This window comes from Allomuricauda sp. CAU 1633 (assembly GCF_017313225.1).
GTDB lineage: Bacteria > Bacteroidota > Bacteroidia > Flavobacteriales > Flavobacteriaceae > Flagellimonas.
Window position 1 is genome coordinate 77,748 of sequence record NZ_JAFLNE010000007.1, and the last position, 16,845, is coordinate 94,592.

The 16,845-nt window shown below is 40.8% G+C and carries 15 protein-coding genes; 9 read left to right on the top strand and 6 right to left on the bottom strand.

Going from position 1 to position 16,845, the window contains the following annotated elements; all coding sequences use genetic code 11:
- Window positions 1-180: 180 nt before the first annotated feature.
- The 9 genes from J0X14_RS16275 to J0X14_RS16315 all read left to right on the top strand — a co-directional run bounded on the left by J0X14_RS16275 (window position 181) and on the right by J0X14_RS16315 (window position 10,064).
- The gene (locus J0X14_RS16275) at window positions 181-4,326 is read left to right on the top strand and encodes a gliding motility-associated C-terminal domain-containing protein (RefSeq protein ID WP_207098880.1); all 4,146 of its coding nucleotides are present in this window, start codon (window positions 181-183) and stop codon (window positions 4,324-4,326) included.
- A gap of 35 nt (window positions 4,327-4,361) precedes the next feature.
- Window positions 4,362-5,273: a type IX secretion system membrane protein PorP/SprF gene (locus J0X14_RS16280; RefSeq protein WP_207098881.1), complete on the top strand. Its 912-nt coding sequence runs from the start codon at window positions 4,362-4,364 to the stop codon at window positions 5,271-5,273.
- Window positions 5,274-5,461: 188 nt separating this feature from the next.
- Window positions 5,462-6,001 carry an RNA polymerase sigma factor gene (locus tag J0X14_RS16285; protein ID WP_242528067.1) on the top strand — a complete coding sequence of 180 codons (540 nt, stop codon included), beginning with the start codon at window positions 5,462-5,464 and terminating at the stop codon, window positions 5,999-6,001.
- Complete coding sequence (locus J0X14_RS16290; RefSeq protein WP_207098882.1) at window positions 5,998-6,543, top strand: hypothetical protein; 546 nt, start codon at window positions 5,998-6,000, stop codon at window positions 6,541-6,543. The genes J0X14_RS16285 and J0X14_RS16290 overlap by 4 nt, the downstream gene beginning before the upstream one ends.
- Entirely contained in the window at window positions 6,524-7,612 is a 1,089-nt protein-coding gene (locus J0X14_RS16295; protein ID WP_207098883.1) for a hypothetical protein, read from the top strand. Before J0X14_RS16290 ends, J0X14_RS16295 begins: the two co-directional genes overlap by 20 nt.
- Window positions 7,613-7,694: 82 nt before the next feature.
- Window positions 7,695-8,354, top strand: coding sequence for a hypothetical protein (locus J0X14_RS16300; RefSeq protein ID WP_207098884.1), 660 nt, complete (start codon window positions 7,695-7,697; stop codon window positions 8,352-8,354).
- Window positions 8,344-8,523, top strand: a complete 180-nt coding sequence (locus J0X14_RS16305) for a hypothetical protein (RefSeq protein WP_207098885.1) — start codon at window positions 8,344-8,346, stop codon at window positions 8,521-8,523. Before J0X14_RS16300 ends, J0X14_RS16305 begins: the two co-directional genes overlap by 11 nt.
- Window positions 8,524-8,552: 29 nt before the next feature.
- Window positions 8,553-9,386: a head GIN domain-containing protein gene (locus tag J0X14_RS16310; protein ID WP_207098886.1), complete on the top strand. Its 834-nt coding sequence runs from the start codon at window positions 8,553-8,555 to the stop codon at window positions 9,384-9,386.
- Window positions 9,387-9,467: 81 nt separating this feature from the next.
- Window positions 9,468-10,064 carry a bifunctional precorrin-2 dehydrogenase/sirohydrochlorin ferrochelatase gene (locus J0X14_RS16315; RefSeq protein WP_207098887.1) on the top strand — a complete coding sequence of 199 codons (597 nt, stop codon included), beginning with the start codon at window positions 9,468-9,470 and terminating at the stop codon, window positions 10,062-10,064.
- Window positions 10,065-10,089: 25 nt separating this feature from the next.
- Here the strand turns inward: J0X14_RS16315 and J0X14_RS16320 are convergent, their stop codons facing one another.
- The 6 genes from J0X14_RS16320 to J0X14_RS16345 form a co-directional block, all read right to left on the bottom strand.
- Window positions 10,090-10,842, bottom strand: a complete 753-nt coding sequence (locus J0X14_RS16320; RefSeq protein WP_207098888.1) for a LytR/AlgR family response regulator transcription factor — start codon at window positions 10,840-10,842, stop codon at window positions 10,090-10,092.
- A 1,048-nt stretch (window positions 10,843-11,890) separates the two neighbouring features.
- A complete protein-coding gene (locus tag J0X14_RS16325; RefSeq protein ID WP_207098889.1) occupies window positions 11,891-12,559 on the bottom strand; it encodes a hypothetical protein in 669 nt (222 codons plus the stop codon).
- A gap of 290 nt (window positions 12,560-12,849) precedes the next feature.
- Window positions 12,850-13,242 (bottom strand): hypothetical protein, encoded by a 393-nt coding sequence (locus J0X14_RS16330; protein ID WP_207098890.1) that lies wholly within the window; start codon window positions 13,240-13,242, stop codon window positions 12,850-12,852.
- 276 nt (window positions 13,243-13,518) lie between these two features.
- Complete coding sequence (locus tag J0X14_RS16335; RefSeq protein WP_207098891.1) at window positions 13,519-14,529, bottom strand: dienelactone hydrolase family protein; 1,011 nt, start codon at window positions 14,527-14,529, stop codon at window positions 13,519-13,521.
- A gap of 23 nt (window positions 14,530-14,552) precedes the next feature.
- A complete protein-coding gene (locus tag J0X14_RS16340; RefSeq protein WP_207098892.1) occupies window positions 14,553-15,509 on the bottom strand; it encodes a type IX secretion system membrane protein PorP/SprF in 957 nt (318 codons plus the stop codon).
- A gap of 3 nt (window positions 15,510-15,512) precedes the next feature.
- The coding region (locus tag J0X14_RS16345) for a T9SS type B sorting domain-containing protein (RefSeq protein WP_207098893.1) at window positions 15,513-16,845 on the bottom strand (1,333 nt) is incomplete at its 5' end.

Genomic DNA, 16,845 nt, shown 5'->3' on the forward strand with positions numbered 1-16,845 from the left:
TTGCTGGTAATTTTAAAGTTTTCCCTTCTAAAATGTTAAAAAAGGCCTTAATGTTCCATCGTTTATCCGATGTTTCACAACAAATGATCGGTGTAATACAACATAACTTCCTTTTTGTCCTTTGTTGTTGATATGTTTGGGTTAATCTTACTTCGTAAGAGCAGCCTCATCTTCTAAACTATGAACAAACCCCGACCACGCCAGTACAAAATCCATTTTATTTTGGCTTTTTTGTTTGCACTGACTTTAGCGCAAGTTGGGAATGCTCAGCTGTGTGCTGTGGATGCGGGCACGGACCAAACCTTGTCACAGACCACTTCTGTTTTTTTAAGTGCTTCTACTCCAATCATTGGTTCAGGTACGTGGACACAATTATCCGGACCTACCTTGGTCAGTTTTTCCAATGCAAATGATCCCAATGCCCAGGTTTTTGGAATGGCTCTGGGAACATACATTTTTGAATGGACCGTATCTGACGTTACCTGTATAACAGCTTCGGATACTGTTGGAGTTTCTATTGTGGGAGTGGATTTGGAAATGGAGATATTGGCCAGCAACATATCACCAGATGTTGGTGATGTAGTCACTTTCACAATCAACTTAAGCAATTTAGGTGATGTTGATGCTACAGGGGTCTCAGTAGAAAACTTTGTGCCTTCCGGTTTTGGAACTGTAACGGCAATCAATAATGGAGGTACATTCAGTTTTATTACCGATAACGTTACCTGGACCGGGCTTTCGGTTCCTATGGGAACGAATACTACGGTTCTGACTTTTGATGCAACAGTTTTGACACCAACGGGAACTTCGGGTGAATTTATCCATATTGCCGAAGTGACCAATAGTGGCCAATTTGATTATGACAGCACTCCCAATAATGATGATGGGGACCAAAGCGAAGACGATGAAGATGCCATAGCGGTAGCCCCTTTGCAATCTGATTTATCCCTTACCAAAACTATTGTGGGTGGAAATACCACTCCTTACGTAGGAGAGGCCATAAGTTTTGAAATAACCATAACCAATGATGGACCTGATGATGCCACCAATGTACGGGTGGTAGACCAATTGCAATCTGGGTATAGTTTTGTTTCGTATACCGCAACAGCTGGAACGTATAATGTTGGAAGTGCCTTTTGGGATGTTGGTACGCTGGCCAACGGAGCTTCAGAAACCTTAACGATTAATGTCACTGTAAACGCTACAGGAAATCATACGAATACGTCCCAAGTTTGGGAATCGGATGCCTATGATTTGGACTCTACTCCGGGCAATGGAGTCTCTTCCGAAGATGACCAAGGAGACGTATCGGTTACCCCAGTAGAAGTGATTGACCTTTCCTTGACCAAAATGATTGATAAATCTCCACCTTTGGTGAGTGACAATGTTAGGTTTACGCTGACCGTTTCCAATGCAGGTCCAAGTGATGCTACTTCAGTGGAGGTCACGGATCTATTACCTTCAGGGTTTACTTATGTTTCTGATAATGGGGGAGGAGATTACGACGACGTAAGTGGTATTTGGGACGTGGGAACTTTGGCGAATGGAAGTTCGACAAGTTTGAGTATTCTCGCTAACGTAAATCCCTCGGGAGATTATACCAATATTGCAGAGATAACAGGCCATGATCAGTTTGATGCCGATTCAACCCCAAATAATAATGTTCCAGGCGAAGATGACCAAGACGAGGTGGTTGTCATTCCCAATCCTGTAGTCGACATTTCGGTGACAAAGACGGTAGACGAGTTTATTCCCTATGTGGGCGATCAAGTAATTTTTACAGTTACCGTTCAAAATGATGGGCCAAGTGATGCAACCAATCTGGTGGTCACAGATGTTTTGGCTTCCGGATATGGCTTGGTGAGTGCTGTCACCACCAATGGAACCTATAACAGTGTTAACGGGTCGTGGACTATTGGAAGTTTGGCCAGTGGTTCATCAGAAGTACTGACCATAACTGTTGATGTGTTGTCCAGTGGCAACTATTCCAATACTGCAGAACTTACGGGACTGACCGAGACCGATTTAGATTCAACTCCGGGAAACAATAGTGAGGCAGAAGATGATCAACAGACTGTAACCCCGGTACCCCTTCCGCTATCCGACCTGCTTTTGCGGAAATCTGTGGACAACCTGAGTCCTTTTGTAGGAGAGAATGTCATTTTTAATATCAATGTTACCAACTTTGGCCCCAGCGATGTTAGTGGAGTTCAGATTATGGATTTATTGCCCTCTGGCTATACGTATGTTTCCAACAGCAGGACAGCGGGAACGTATAATCCTAGCACTGGGATTTGGGAATTGAACAATGTTATTGCTGATGGTGTTACCGAGACCTTGAACATTGTGGCCACCGTGAACCCAACAGGAGATTATTTTAATGTGGCCGAATTAATTTCTTCAAGCAATGATGACCCCAATTCAACCCCTAACAACAACAACGTATTTGAGAACGATCAAGATAGTGCGGGAACCATTCCTATCCCGGCTGCCGATATGACCCTCAGCAAAACTGTGGATAATGAATTTCCTGATGTTTCTAGTACCGTCACTTTTACCCTCACCTTGACCAATGAGGGTCCCAGCGATGCTTTTGCATTGGTGGTTGAGGATGTATTGCCGTCGGGTTACACCTATGTTTCTGATGATTCTGGAGGGCTGTACGATGTGGGTACAGGACTTTGGAGTATTGGGAACCTAATTGCCGGAAGCAATGCAACCTTGAACATGGTAGTTGAAGTGAATGCTTCTGGGGATTATCTGAACCGCGCCGAATTGGTAAATTCCGTGATACCCGACCCTGATTCCTCTCCAAATAACAATGATCCAACAGAGGATGATCAAGATGAGCAGTCCACCACTCCAAGACATGTTACGGATATTTCAGTGACCAACATGGTGGACAATCCAAGTCCATCTGCTGGAGATCAGCTGGTTTTTACAATTACCGTAAACAACGCAGGCCCAAATAATGCCACAGGTTTGGTTGTGGAAGATGTATTGGCCACAGGCTATGGTTTTGTAGCTGCTACGGCTTCAGTAGGGACTTATGACGAATTGGTAGGCTCTTGGGATATTGGGAATTTGAACAGCGGTACATGGGCAACCCTTCAAATTACGGTATTGGTGCTGCCCAGTGGAGATTACAGAAATACTGCTGAATTAATTGCGTTGGATACCTATGACCCAGATTCCACACCTAACAATAACCTGTCTTCAGAAGATGATCAAGCTACAGTGGTTCCTATTCCTGATGGTTTGGCAGATTTATCCTTGACCAAAATTGTGGATAATGTCACTCCAAACGTGGGCGATGTGGTCCGATTCACCATCAGTATTGCCAATGATGGACCTACGGATGCAACCGGAGTAGTGGTCACAGATCTATTGCCTTCGGGCTATACCTATCAATCCCATACCGCAACCGCAGGTGTTTATAATCCCAATACAGGATTGTGGAACGTAAACCGAACAATTTTCAATCAGAATAGTGAAACGCTTGAACTATTGGCCGTGGTGAATACCCCTTCGGGACAACTCGATGAATACCTAAACATGGCCGAAATAACCGCAAGTAATTTTGAAGACCCAGATAGTGACCCGAATGATGGGCTAGAAACCGATGATTATGCTGACGGGGTTGCGGATGATGACGAAGCCAGTGCTTTTGTGGTACCCCAGACTACCGATTTGGCCATCACGAAGGCTGTGGACCGATTGGAACCTAATATTGGCGACGAAGTAGTTTTCACGATTACAGTGACCAACCAAGGCAATGTGCCCGCAACGAATATTGGCATCGATGAGCAACTGCCCAACGGATACCGATTGATTTCATCATCAGCTTCTGTCGGGATTTATGATGCCAGTGGAGGTTTTTGGGAGATGGACACTTTGCAAGTCTCTGAAATAGCGCAACTCGATTTAACCGTGGAGGTTTTGGATTTTGAGGACTACTTGAATACGGCCAGCTTGGCTTTTGTGGATCAATTGGATACCGATAATGCCAATGATTCGGCAGAAGCTTTTGTGCAACCTACTTGCTTGGTGGTGTACAACGAATTTTCACCTAATGGGGATGGAGTCAACGACTTTTTTACCATTGACTGTATTTCCAGATATCCTGGAAATATGCTTCTGGTATACAACCGATGGGGAACCGTGGTTTACCAAAAACGCGGATACAATAACGATTGGGATGGAACGCCCAACGGTCGTGCCATTGTGCAGAAAGAAGATCAACTGCCCGTGGGGACGTATTATTATGTGTTGGACTTGGGGGATGGTTCTGAACCCAGAACGGATTGGTTGTATATAAATAGATAGGACAGGAGATGAACGGCGCAAAAAACATATCGCGAATGAAAAAACGAATGGGGCATACCTATCTTATGGTTTTACTCTTGGGATGCTGCACTGTTTCTGCACAACAAGACCCGCAGTTTACCCAATACATGTACAACACCATGAGTGTAAATCCTGCCTATGCCGGTTCGCAAGGCTATCTTACTGCGCTGTTGATGCATCGCTCGCAGTGGGTAGGTGTAAATGGGGCGCCCAATACACAGGTTTTGGCCGTGGACACTCCATTGGAAAACAAATTGGGTGTGGGGGGAATACTAGCCCATGATGCCCTTGGCCCTTCTTCTGAAATTTTTGTGGATGGCAATGTATCCTATACGATTCAATTGGACAGTACCAATAAAAAACTGTCTTTTGGAATGAAAGTAGGGGGTAGATTGTTTGATGTGGACTTTTCCAAAGGTTTGACCCAGAATCCTGATGTGGCCTTTCAAAATAATGTGCAAAGCAAATTTTTCCCCACCATTGGAGCTGGGCTGTATTACCAAACCAATAATAGCTATTTGGGTTTTGCGGTCCCCAATTTCTTTTCGCAAAAACATTATGATGGGGAGGAACAGGAAATAGCTGCAGAGCGGTTACACTACTATTTTATGGGAGGGAAGTTCTTCGACCTAACTTCGGAAATTGTAATGAGACCTGCCTTCTTTGTAAAATGGGTGCCCGGTGCTCCAATTATCGCTGATGTTTCGGTGAATGCTGTCCTACGGGAAACGTTCACGTTTGGGGTGGCCTATCGGTGGGACGATTCCTTTTCTACCTTGCTGGGACTTCAAATTACACCAAACCTAAATGCCGGATATGCGTATGATCTTACCACCTCCAATTTGGCCAATTACACTGGAGGAACGCACGAAATATTTGTGCGGTACCAGTTCAAGGAGCTGACGAAATCATCAAAATCACAATAACTTCAATACAATAAACTTAGAAACCAAACATAGAACATAACCTCAAGCTTGCAAGCCTTCAACAGTAGTTGGAGGTTTTTTTTTGAAAAAAAATCGGGCTCGTGCAACCCTTTCATTTTTGATTTGTCATTGGGATAGAATGAAATAGGATTATTTTTAGCCGTCTATTGAATAACCGTCCGGAATTTTTGGAAGCAAACGTACGTTTTACGCACCAAGCTTTGGTGGAGCAGAGCAGAGAAGGGAACCGCAACGCACAATACCAGTTGTATGGATTGTACGTGGATGCCATGTTCAATGTGGCCATGCGATTGCTTACGATTCGGGAGGATGCGGAAGACATTATTCAGGAGAGTTTTGTGGAAGCGTTTAAAAAGTTGGACTCTTTCAGGTTTGAGAGCACGTTTGGAGCTTGGTTGAAACGGATTGTGATCAATAAGAGCATCAATCACCTCAAAGCAAAACGATTGTTGCTCTCTTCCATGGAAAATGAAGAACAACTTTTGGACGAAGAAAAAGAGGTGGAACCGAACCAATTTGAAATTGAAAAAATAAGAATTGGTCTAACACAGCTCCCGGAAGGTTATAGACAGATTATAACACTGTACTTGATTGAAGGGTATGACCATGTAGAAATTGGAGAGATTATGGGAATAACCACCTCCACCTCCAAATCGCAATATCACCGTGCTAAAAAGAAACTGATTCAAATTGTAAAAGAGCTATGATGGACAATTTTGAAAAACATATCAGGGAAAACAAACAAGCCTTTGATATCCACAGAGTGGACAAGGACAAGTTGTGGGAAGGAATTGCTTCCCAATTGAATGAGAAACCAGAATCCAAGGTAATCCCACTTTGGAGATCAAGAAAACTTTGGGCCGCGGCCTCTATTGTCTTGCTATTGGGACTATCAGTGATGACATTTTTCACCATAAACAACCCAAATCAGAACATGGATACCTACGCCAACGAAGAGCTATTGGAAATCGATATGCACTACCAGCATTTGGTATATCAACAAGTGCAATTGGTAAAGAACCATCCCCGATTATCGGAAGGGGACAAAAAGGAGTTCCTATCCTTTATGGATGAGTTGGACGTGGAGTACCAGCAATTAAAATTGGAAATGCAAAACAACTTGGACAACGAGCGTGTCCTGGAAGCCATTGTGGCAAATTATAAAAAGCGTATTGAACTGATTGAAAATTTATTGAAGCAAATCAATGCGTCCAAAAAAGAACAGGATTATGAAGGGTATGTATTATAAAAGCACATGGATAACAGTGGTTCTGTTGCTGTGTACCTTGGCGGTCTTTGCCCAAAGTGAGCGGAGTAAGCAATGGAACAAAACCTATGATCTTTCCCCTACGGGGAAGGTACATATAGAAAACAAATATGGGAATGTGGTCATCAATGGATGGGAAAAAAACCAGGTAAAAGTTTCCATTGCCATTCAAGTAAACCACAGGAAAGACGATAGTGCTGAAAAACTGTTGGACCGGATTCAACCCAAAGCCGTTCAAGCTGGGAATTTCATCCAGTTTATTTCTGAAATCAAGGATAGGGATGCCAACATATTTGCCAAATATTTCAGTAAAGCCAATCCGTTTGACTTTGATAAGTCTAATGTGCAAATTGATTATGAGGTGTATATGCCCATCAATGCAGAACTCAACATTACCAATAAGTTTGGGGATATTATCATAGACTCATGGAAAGGGGATTTGGAAACCGATGTGCAACATGGTGACATCTACATCAACGGAAACATTTCAACGGCAAAAGTGGACATGCGCTTTGGGAAGTTCAATGCCAGGGATTTGGACTATGGAAATATTAAGATGGATAATGGCAGCATTGCTGTTGAGAATGCTCAAAAGTTGAAGATAATCAGCAGCGGTAGTGATATTCGGTTGGGAGAGATTTCCGATTTGGAACTGTACTCCAGCAAAGATGAGGTGGAGCTGGAATCGATTGGTAAGCTGCGCGGTGATTTTAAATTCTCTAATGTGGACGTTGCCAGTGTAACAAATGAAATTTTTCTAACACTAAGAATAGCGGAAGTGGATATCAAAAAAATAATGAGCCCCGAAGCAGATATCAATATTGTACAAGAGTCCTCTGAAATCAATATGAACATAAGCGGTTTGTCCTTTGATTTTAGGGCCACTTTGGAACAAGGGCTTTTGCGGGTTCCCAAGACCTTTTCACAGATCAGGACCAATGTAACGAACGAAGGGAGTAAGATCAGGGATATTACGGCCAAGTATGGCACTGGGGATCGAGGAAGTTTTTCCATCAACGGAATTAAAGGGGTAATTGTGCTTACTGATTGATGAAAAAAATCAGAAAAAAATGATTCTGGTGCAACCCTTTCAAATTTTGAATGTCTTTAGAATGAAAATCAAAAAACGGAACATGATACAACTAAAACCTTTACTTCCATTATTGCTTTTTGGGTGTTTGGCATGGGGCCAGCAAACCCAGGACAATTCAGATTACATTGAATTTAATGATCGTAAGAACGTAGTGCACGGGGTGTACTTGGGCCTTACCACATATTATGGGGAGATGCGAGGTAAATCAACCTATTTGGGAGGGCTAAAAGTGGCCTACGTGGCCAACCGGCAGTTTGAGGTCGGGTTTTCCGGCGTTTTTCTGTATTCCGAACAAGATAATCCAAGAACCCTCAATGAGGATTTGATTGGAGGCTATGGTGGTATCCATTTGGAGCCCATTCTTTTCAGCAAGTCTACTGTTAACCTTTCTTTTCCCTTATTGATTGGGGCAGGGGGAGTAGGGTATTTGGCCAACAACTTTGATGATCCCGTGGACGACCCTGATGAGGATGATATTGATGCGGTTTTTGTGGCGGAACCCGGTATAAGCCTTCTTTTCAATATCTCCAGATACCTGCAGTTGGAAGCCGGGGTCAAATATCGTTTTTCCAGTAGATTGGAATTGGATGATAGTCCGCTACGCAATATCAATGGATTTTCGGGAGGGATCGGGCTTAAAGTAGGTGTTTTCAATATGGGAAGGAATCGGTATAAAAAACATTTACGCGATGGCCAATAAATCAAAAAATGAACAGTCAATCAATCAAGGAATCTTAACTAGCCACGTCTTCACCCAAAATGGAATGGTATTCCTAAGAAGCGCCGAAGAGGTGGGTGCGGACGAATGGTCCGCCATAAATTTCCATTGGATGCCCGTTTTACAATTGGAACGGGAGTTGGGTTCTTAGCAATCATTTCACATCAAAAAACGAACAGCATGAAAACTTTTAAACATGCCTGTATCGCCTTGGCGATAGGGCTAATGGTGACTTCCTGCGTGCAGGAAACGGTTTGGGTTTCCGAGGAAGTAACCACAAGAAATTATGATTTTAACAACATCACGGCACTTCAGGTGGCAACGGATTTCAATGCCTACGTCACTTTTTCAGAAACGGAGGAGCGTGTGGAAATTGAAGCCAATGACAACCTTTTCAAAAGGATGGATGTGTACATGGAAGGCAACAAATTGGTGGTGAAATTGGAAAACAACATCAGGGTCAAGGGGAGGGAGACCTTAAATCTATACATCACCACAAAGAGCATTTCTTGGTTCAAGGCTTCTTCAGATGCCGCCATATTCTTGGAAAATCCGCTCAATACCAACACTGTTTCCATCGATTTGAGCTCTGATGGTCATTTTATAGGGGACATTATAGCTGAGAATTTTGAATTGAGGGCAGAATCGGATAGTGATGCAGAGCTTTATTTGGAAAGTACAAATGCCTATTTTGATTTATCATCAAATGCTTATTTGGATGGGGAAGCCACTATTGAAAATGCCGTGGTTCGACTTTCTGCTGATGCCACTGTGGATTTGTTGGGCAATGTTGACCATTTGGATGCGATGTTATCTTCGGATGCTGAGCTGAAAGGGTATGGTTTGCATGTGAATGACCTTGAAGTGGAACTGTCCTCTGATGCTGAAGCCTATTTAACGGTTTTTGAAACCATTGATGTTATTGCAAGCTCCGATGGTAGGTTGTATTATAAGGGGGATGCCGAAATTGTGCGGCAGGTAGTATCCAGTGGCGGGAAGGTCATTAAAAAGTAAACACACCCTTTTAATGATTCCTCAAAGAATGGGATAGCTTGGTTTAAACCAATACCTTTGAAGTAGCAAAAGCAAGATTCCATGGAAAAGAATGAGCTCTATCCCATTTTTTTAAAAGTATCCAACTTAAACGTGCTTATTGTTGGTGGGGGCAATGTGGGTTTGGAAAAGTTGACCTTCTTGTTGAAATCCAGCCCCAATGCCCAGGTACAGATGGTGGCTCCTGAGTTTTTGCAGGATACATTGGACTTAGCCCAAAAACATTCTGTGGAAATAACGAAAGCAGAGTACCGAAAAGAATTCTTAAAAGGAAAGCATATTGTGGTAGCCTGCACGGATAAGGTAGAAGTCAATGAACAAGTATACCATGATTGCAGAGAACGAAGTATTTTAGTAAATGTGGCGGACAATCCTCCGTACTGTGATTTTTACATGGGCGGAATTGTAACCAAGGGAAATGTAAAAGTGGCCATTTCCACTAATGGAAAATCACCCACTACTGCCAAACGTTTACGTCAGTTTTTTGAGGATGTTCTTCCGGAGAATATAGACGATTTGGTAAAAAATCTAAATGCCTATCGAGATACGCTAAAAGGCAATTTTGAGGAAAAAGTGGAAGCCTTAAATGAATTTACAAAAGGATTACTGGATTCAAAGCCTAAAAAATCCGATCAGTAAAACCCTCTTCTATAAATTGAAAATTTTATAAACGTTTCATGGCATAAATAAGATCATCTTTTTTCCTAGGGGAAATGCTTACATGCATGTCGTTGCTCATAATGATATAACCGCCGTCTGACTTTATGTATTTTTTTACTTCGTTCAGGTTAATGAGATAGCTATTGTGCACCCGCATAAATTGTTGATCGGCCAGCAGATTCTCATATTCCTTTAGATGCTTGCTCACTAACAAAGTACTATTGTTTTTAAGAATAAAACAGGTGTATGAGCCGTCTGCTTTACAAAGGATTATGTCTTCAATGGCAATAAATTCCATTCCAGCAGTAGTGGCAAGACAAATTTTCTCCTGTTTATTGGTGCCGTTGGATAGGCTTTGCATGAGCGTATCTATTTGTTGACGATATACGTTGGTGTCCATTCGGGTTCTGGCTTTTTCGACGGCATCTTGTAATTCGTCTAGATCTACAGGTTTTAATAGATAGTCCAAAGAGCTGAACTTTATGGCTTTAATGGCATATTTTTCAAAAGCTGTTGTAAATATGATTTCAAAACTGGGCTCCTTTATTTGTTCCAAGACATCAAATCCTAGCCCAGGCTGAAGTTCAATATCCAGAAACACAACATCCGGACTATAAATGGAAAGTACTTTAACAGCTTCTTTTACAGAACTGGCGGTAGCGATTACTTTAACATCTTGACAAAACTCTTCAAGCATGGACCTTAGCGTTTCCCTACTATGTTTTTCGTCTTCTATGATTACTACTTTCAAAATCATGTGGTTGTTTTTTGATGGGTTATTAATTTTGTGGTAATTCTCATTTCAAGTGTTTTTCATCGATATCAAGCTTGATATTATCCCAACGCTGTATCCATCAACTTTGCAAGTGGTATGCTTAACATTTGCTCCAAACAGCATCATATAAGCTAAATCCAAAATAAGAATATTGACTTCTAAAACCATTTCATTTAATAAATGAAGTATTTTTCTTATAAAATTTTAAAGAATAGTATTTTTTTATATCTTTGAGATTAAGGGGAATATGCTTATTCTCATACATTGGCATCCATAGTTTAACTTCATTGCTTAAAAAGTAATTAGATTAAGTTATGGAAATTTTTCCATTTGTGGCCAATTAGTAATCCTTCCAAAGGTTTTCAATAATTATTTATAGAGTCGGTACCAGTAAGATTGAATTTTTTACTGGGATAAGTTAGTTCATGTAAGCCAAATACAGACTGTATGTCTTGGCGTTATCTAACAGCAATAGATTTCCTAAAGGAATTATGGGGGAAGGTAAGGTAAAAGTTATGCTTTAGAAATACTGGATTAATTAGGATAGGCTAAGGAGAGGTTGTCATGGTATAGAGGTTTTTTTATTGAATTGAACTTTTTTAAAATAGGTAAAACTCACCATTTTCTTTTTTCAATATTACCGTGCGCAGCATAACCCCATACTAGCTATCAGCGTTACTAAAAAGATACTCATGGTGAGTTGTTTTATGTAGTGGAGAAGTACAAGTTTGTTTTGAGCCAAAAGAAAAGTATAGATGTTGGGCTGCACTATCTTCATCGCCAGAACTGAAGAAAATGACATTTTTGCCTGTGTGCAGCCCTATATCTTTTTTCCAACTTGACTTCATTTATTACACTTTGTTTTAATAAATCTACTTGGGTTCCTTTTAACTTAATGGGGTAAGTTGACGTAAATGGGTTTTGGGTTTATAAATTGCCTTTATGGGTTTATGGAAATTTTGTAAAAAAGTGAGACCCGGTTCAGGAATCCCACTTTTTACGTACATGAACACTGATTTAAACAAGTAGGTTAAGCGGTAGAACATAACTTTTGATCTTGAGATGGCAGCGAAGACACTTTAATTTTTTGTTCTCTCTTTTTGGGCATTGGAGCTATAAAATGTCCCTTAAAGTCTATTGCTGCTATATTGCTGAAATATCCTAGAATATCCTGATAGTCATTAATGTTGACACCCGCCTTTATAAGACCTTTATGTATGTGAGATTTATTTGGCTTTGCCCCCCAGTCACCATAAATTCTTTTATCACGTGATTTTATGATGAGGATTTTCAATTTGCTCAAATGCCAGGCGGGAATATAAAAGTTTGAAACACCGTCACTAAGAGATTTGAACGTTACGTATACTTTTCCAACATTTTTATAGACGTTAGCGGTATACCCTAAAGTGCCATTGTTAAATGGAAGTTTTAGACATGAATCTTCAGATTCTAGATAAAAAAGAATTGGGTTGTTATAAAGAACCTCCTCTGTAATTTGTGGCACATCAATTGAAAAGGACCAGCCTGGAAGTTGATGTGTTATATCAAAAGATAAAAGTTCTACTGTATTGCAAGGCAATGGGCCAGAATGTCCTCTTTCATTTTCCGATGGGGAAGATGATTTGTTAAAAAGATAAATGGGGTATCCTATAATTATCGCTGCGCAGACCAACGTCCATATAATTGTAAACAGTTGCATAGTTCTTTTTTTAATTGGAAAATTTGGGAACGTTTAAACCTAACAACAAGTAACAAATTGTAGGGCGATATAAGACCAAGGAATGGATGGATGGGCATTCTCAATTGACAAATAATTTCCATACGATAAAGTGCGCGTTTTTAAGGATTAAATGCATTGATTATTGATTTTTCATTCTAGTTCAAGCCATTTTTGGATAAAGGGTATTGCCTTTTTTATATGTATTGGTCTGTTGTTTACTTTTTAAGTAAAGAACAGACCAACCCAGTCATTTGTAAATACATTGGCCCTTATGTTTCTATGTCTGAATTTTCATCTGAATGTTCCAATTGGCCAACAACGTTCATTACATCATAATTGGCAATTTTCCTTGAACTGTAGTTCCTTTTTATGTGGTTTAAATAGGTGTGTATCTCTAAAGTATAATAGTTCTCAAGTTCAAATATGGAATTGGAGTCTTTGGTGACTTCAGAGCTTTCCTCTGTTTTTTGCTTACCGAATGACCTTGCGTTGTAAACAATCTTATAGTGGTTTTTTTCTTTGTCCATCCATTCAATGGTCACCTCTATAAAATCGTCCATTCGTTCCCTTAGTCGGTATGTTGCCCTTTTGGGGATATTTCCTCGCTCGTATTCAGATTTTACTAAATCCAAAATCCATTTTTCAAGAAAGCTTTCTCTCATTTCAATTATTGTTTAGGTATTCTGATTCTATCCCTAAAAAGGGACTTACATTGATTTTGTTTGTTCTGAGGATGAAGGTTTTGTGTTTCCAAATTGCTGTAAAGAATGGTCTTGGTTTTTTAAGACCATTCATTCGTCCATGGGCAGTTTTGGCATTTTGGGCCTAGTGGTTCTTGGAAACTTTTGTAGAGGATTGATGTGCATTGCTCCTTATAGAGGTGGTAGGAAACAGTACTGGATTCTGTCCATGGAAATTTTTAAATTATTTTATAAAGCTTAGTTTATGTTTAATACATCTTTCAACCAATTGATGGTATTTTCTCTTGCTAGGTCACTTTCAGGAATATCATCATAATCAAAGCCATGCGATGCGCCTTCATAATATTCCATTTGTACCGGAGCGCCCTTTTTTTTGAGGATGTCTATAAGGCACAATGTATTATCAGTGAGAACATCTTCAGAGGGTATTTGATAAAGCATTGGCGCATACGGGTAAAAGATATTTCCTGCCATGGCCTCAGAACCACATGGGTGTTTTCCCCAATAGTTAAATCCTACAGAACCTCCATAATAAAACACACCTCCGGCAAAACCTATCTCGGGCTTGGATTGTGGGGGTAATATGCCGTCTGAAGCATCATATTCCTTACCATCTTCACTTTGTGTCCATTCAAAATTCGTTGGAACTTTATTTAAATCGATTAAAGTGGAGGCAACAGCTGTAGCTCCATCAGAAAACCCTAAAAGGGCAATATCTTCTTTGCGGACAACGGCACTTCCATCATCATATTTTAAATTTTGTAACAGGGTAAGGGCAGCATTGGCATCCCTGGGTCGTACAAATTGGGCACTGATTCGAATGTTATTTGGGAGTTCTCTCCATGTTCCCGTTCTCGTGGTCACCCCTCTTCCAGAATAGCTGTCCACAAATGCCCCAACAATACAGTTTTGGGCTAGAATGTTTTGCCATTCCTTAAATTGACCGGACATAACTTTGCTGTCAGGATTATTCTGATACCACAGACCGTAAGATCCGTGCATCACCACTACGGCAGGATGCTTTACGTGATTACAATCTTCAGGAATCGAAAGATAGACTGGGACTTTCATGTTGTCCACCAAAATGGTTACAATGGTATCGGTGGTGGTGGCAGTAATTTTAACTTCCCCAACTTCGGTAACTAAAGGAAGAGTATCCCTATCGTTACTACAAGAGGAAAAAAAGATCAGAATACCAAAAAAAACAAGTAGGTTAAGTTTTTTGGATGTTTTTGGGTTTTGTTTCATAGTAAAAAAGTTTTTTTAATTGTTTAATAAGTACAAGTGCAATTTGAAATGCCTTGGAAAAGATCAACGCCTAAGGTGATTACATGAGTGCCCTTTGAATACCCCAACAATTCGTTCATAATTACTTGATACGAATAGCCAAAGTAAAAATCTCCTTTTTTTAACCCTATGATGGGAGCTACATAGAGGGGAGATCCAAGTTGATCATTTAAAAACCGATAGGTAAATCCAGCGTAGTAATAGTCAACAAAATCATACCATTTAAATTTAGTATTGACATCTGTTACAGAACGCTGGTCATTCTCAAAATACTGGAAGAATATGGAGGGTTCAATTTCAAAATCAGCCCTTCTATTTCTGCGATATGTGTACCCAGAATATAGGTAGTAATTTCGTAATGTATTGGGCTCATAGATTGGATTGAACTTTTTAATGTCCTTGTTTAAAATATTTGAAACATTAAGGCTTAAGTAAAATCCTCCCCGTCTGTATAAGGTGCCAATATCAAAATTGGGGTTGCTTGAAGCCCGATCATCAACAATTGCTTGATCGTTATTGTCTTCAAAATTTTCAATATCGATTCTAAATTGATTTAGATTGAAGGAAAGAGCCATGGAAAAAAAGTGGTCCTCATATTTGTTGATGGTCAAGTGATGGGCAAAAGAAACTTTTCCACCCCGTTGTTTGGTCTCTCCATTTGAATCATTATACAAAACCATACCAATCCCAGACCTATTCCCTAATCTCACGTCGGCAGATAAGGACTGGGTATCAGGAGCATCCTTAACCCCCACCCATTGGGTAAGACCGTTCATTCTAACCTTTACATAATTACCAATACCAGCAAAGGATGGTGACATCAAAAAAGGATTATCTGATAGATATTGGGACAATTGGGGTATGGTTAATTCTTGCCCTTTGACTATAAAACAAGCTATCAGGGATAAACAAAGTATTATGTTCCTTTTTTGTGTTTTCATTATTTATCTGTATAAGGTAAAATGTCCAACAAACTCACGCCCACTTCCATCATTAAGTTCCACTATATACCAATAGTCGCCAGAAGGCATAGCTTGCGATTGGTATTGGCCATCCCATCCACTATCAAGTTGCCCCATGATTTTTAGTTTTCTTCCATATCGGTCAAATATGAAGGTTTGGATATTTGGAAAAAGCTCCATGTTTCTAGGTTTCCAAAAATCATTTTGACCATCATTGTTTGGAGTAAAAAAGTTTGGAATTGTGATTTCAATCAAATTCATGGTTATGCTTTCAGAAGTTTCGCATCCATAACCATCCACAACTCTAACAACAAAAGTTCCACTTCTATCTATGGTGAATGTATTTGATGAAGTCCCAAGATTATCATCAAAGAAATAAGTGTATGTAGGAGTCCCTCCAGATACCGTTGCAGTAATTTCATTAATGTTGACATTGGTCAAGACCAAACTCAAAGGGGCTATATCATCTATTGCGAATGGGATTTCCAAAAGACATCCATTGTTATGCATTATGGACAGTGTATGATTGCCTGCGCTGATGTTTTCAAAATCTGGACTGATTACAAAGTCATTTGGATTTGTGGTATCCAAAGCATAAAGTACATCATTGGCTATGCTAGTGTCAAATAAAGTCACTGCAATACCATTGGAAGGTAATCCTGAATCACAAGAATAAATTGGCTCCACAGTTGCACCAAGGTTCGGTCCTCCAGGGAGAATCTCAAATGCGGTATTAGACTGGCAACCACTACTGTCAATAATCGTCATATTGTAATTTCCAGAAGGCAAATCATCTATGTTGAAAGAATTGCTAGCAAAAACTATGGGTTGCATAGAATTCAGTTGAACTGTCAAGGGTAAATCACTAGTGTCTACATCAACACTTACGGCACCATCTGTACTCTCCCAACATGTCTCATGTTGAACATTGGTTGAGATGTTAAATCCAAGCTGTGTGCCGGCGTCGAATGCGAAGGGAGCGGAATCCGTGGCGCACCCGTCCGTGTTGGTTGCGGTGATGGTGTAGTTGTCCCCGTCGTTGCCCCCTGTGATGGCTCCCCCGGCGCCCACTGCCAGTCCCACGGGGCTGGATGTATAGGTCAGGGTGTTGTCATAGTTGTCCACGGTGTTGGTTGCGTCCCCTGCGCAGTCCTCGGGCGTGACGGTTATGGCCGGTGCCGCGGGTGAGGGCAGCTGTGTGCCGGCGTCGAATGCGAAGGGAGCGGAATCCGTGGCGCACCCGTCCGTGTTGGTTGCGGTGATGGTGTAGTTGTCCCCGTCGTTGCCCCCTGTGATGGCTCCCCCGGCGCCCACT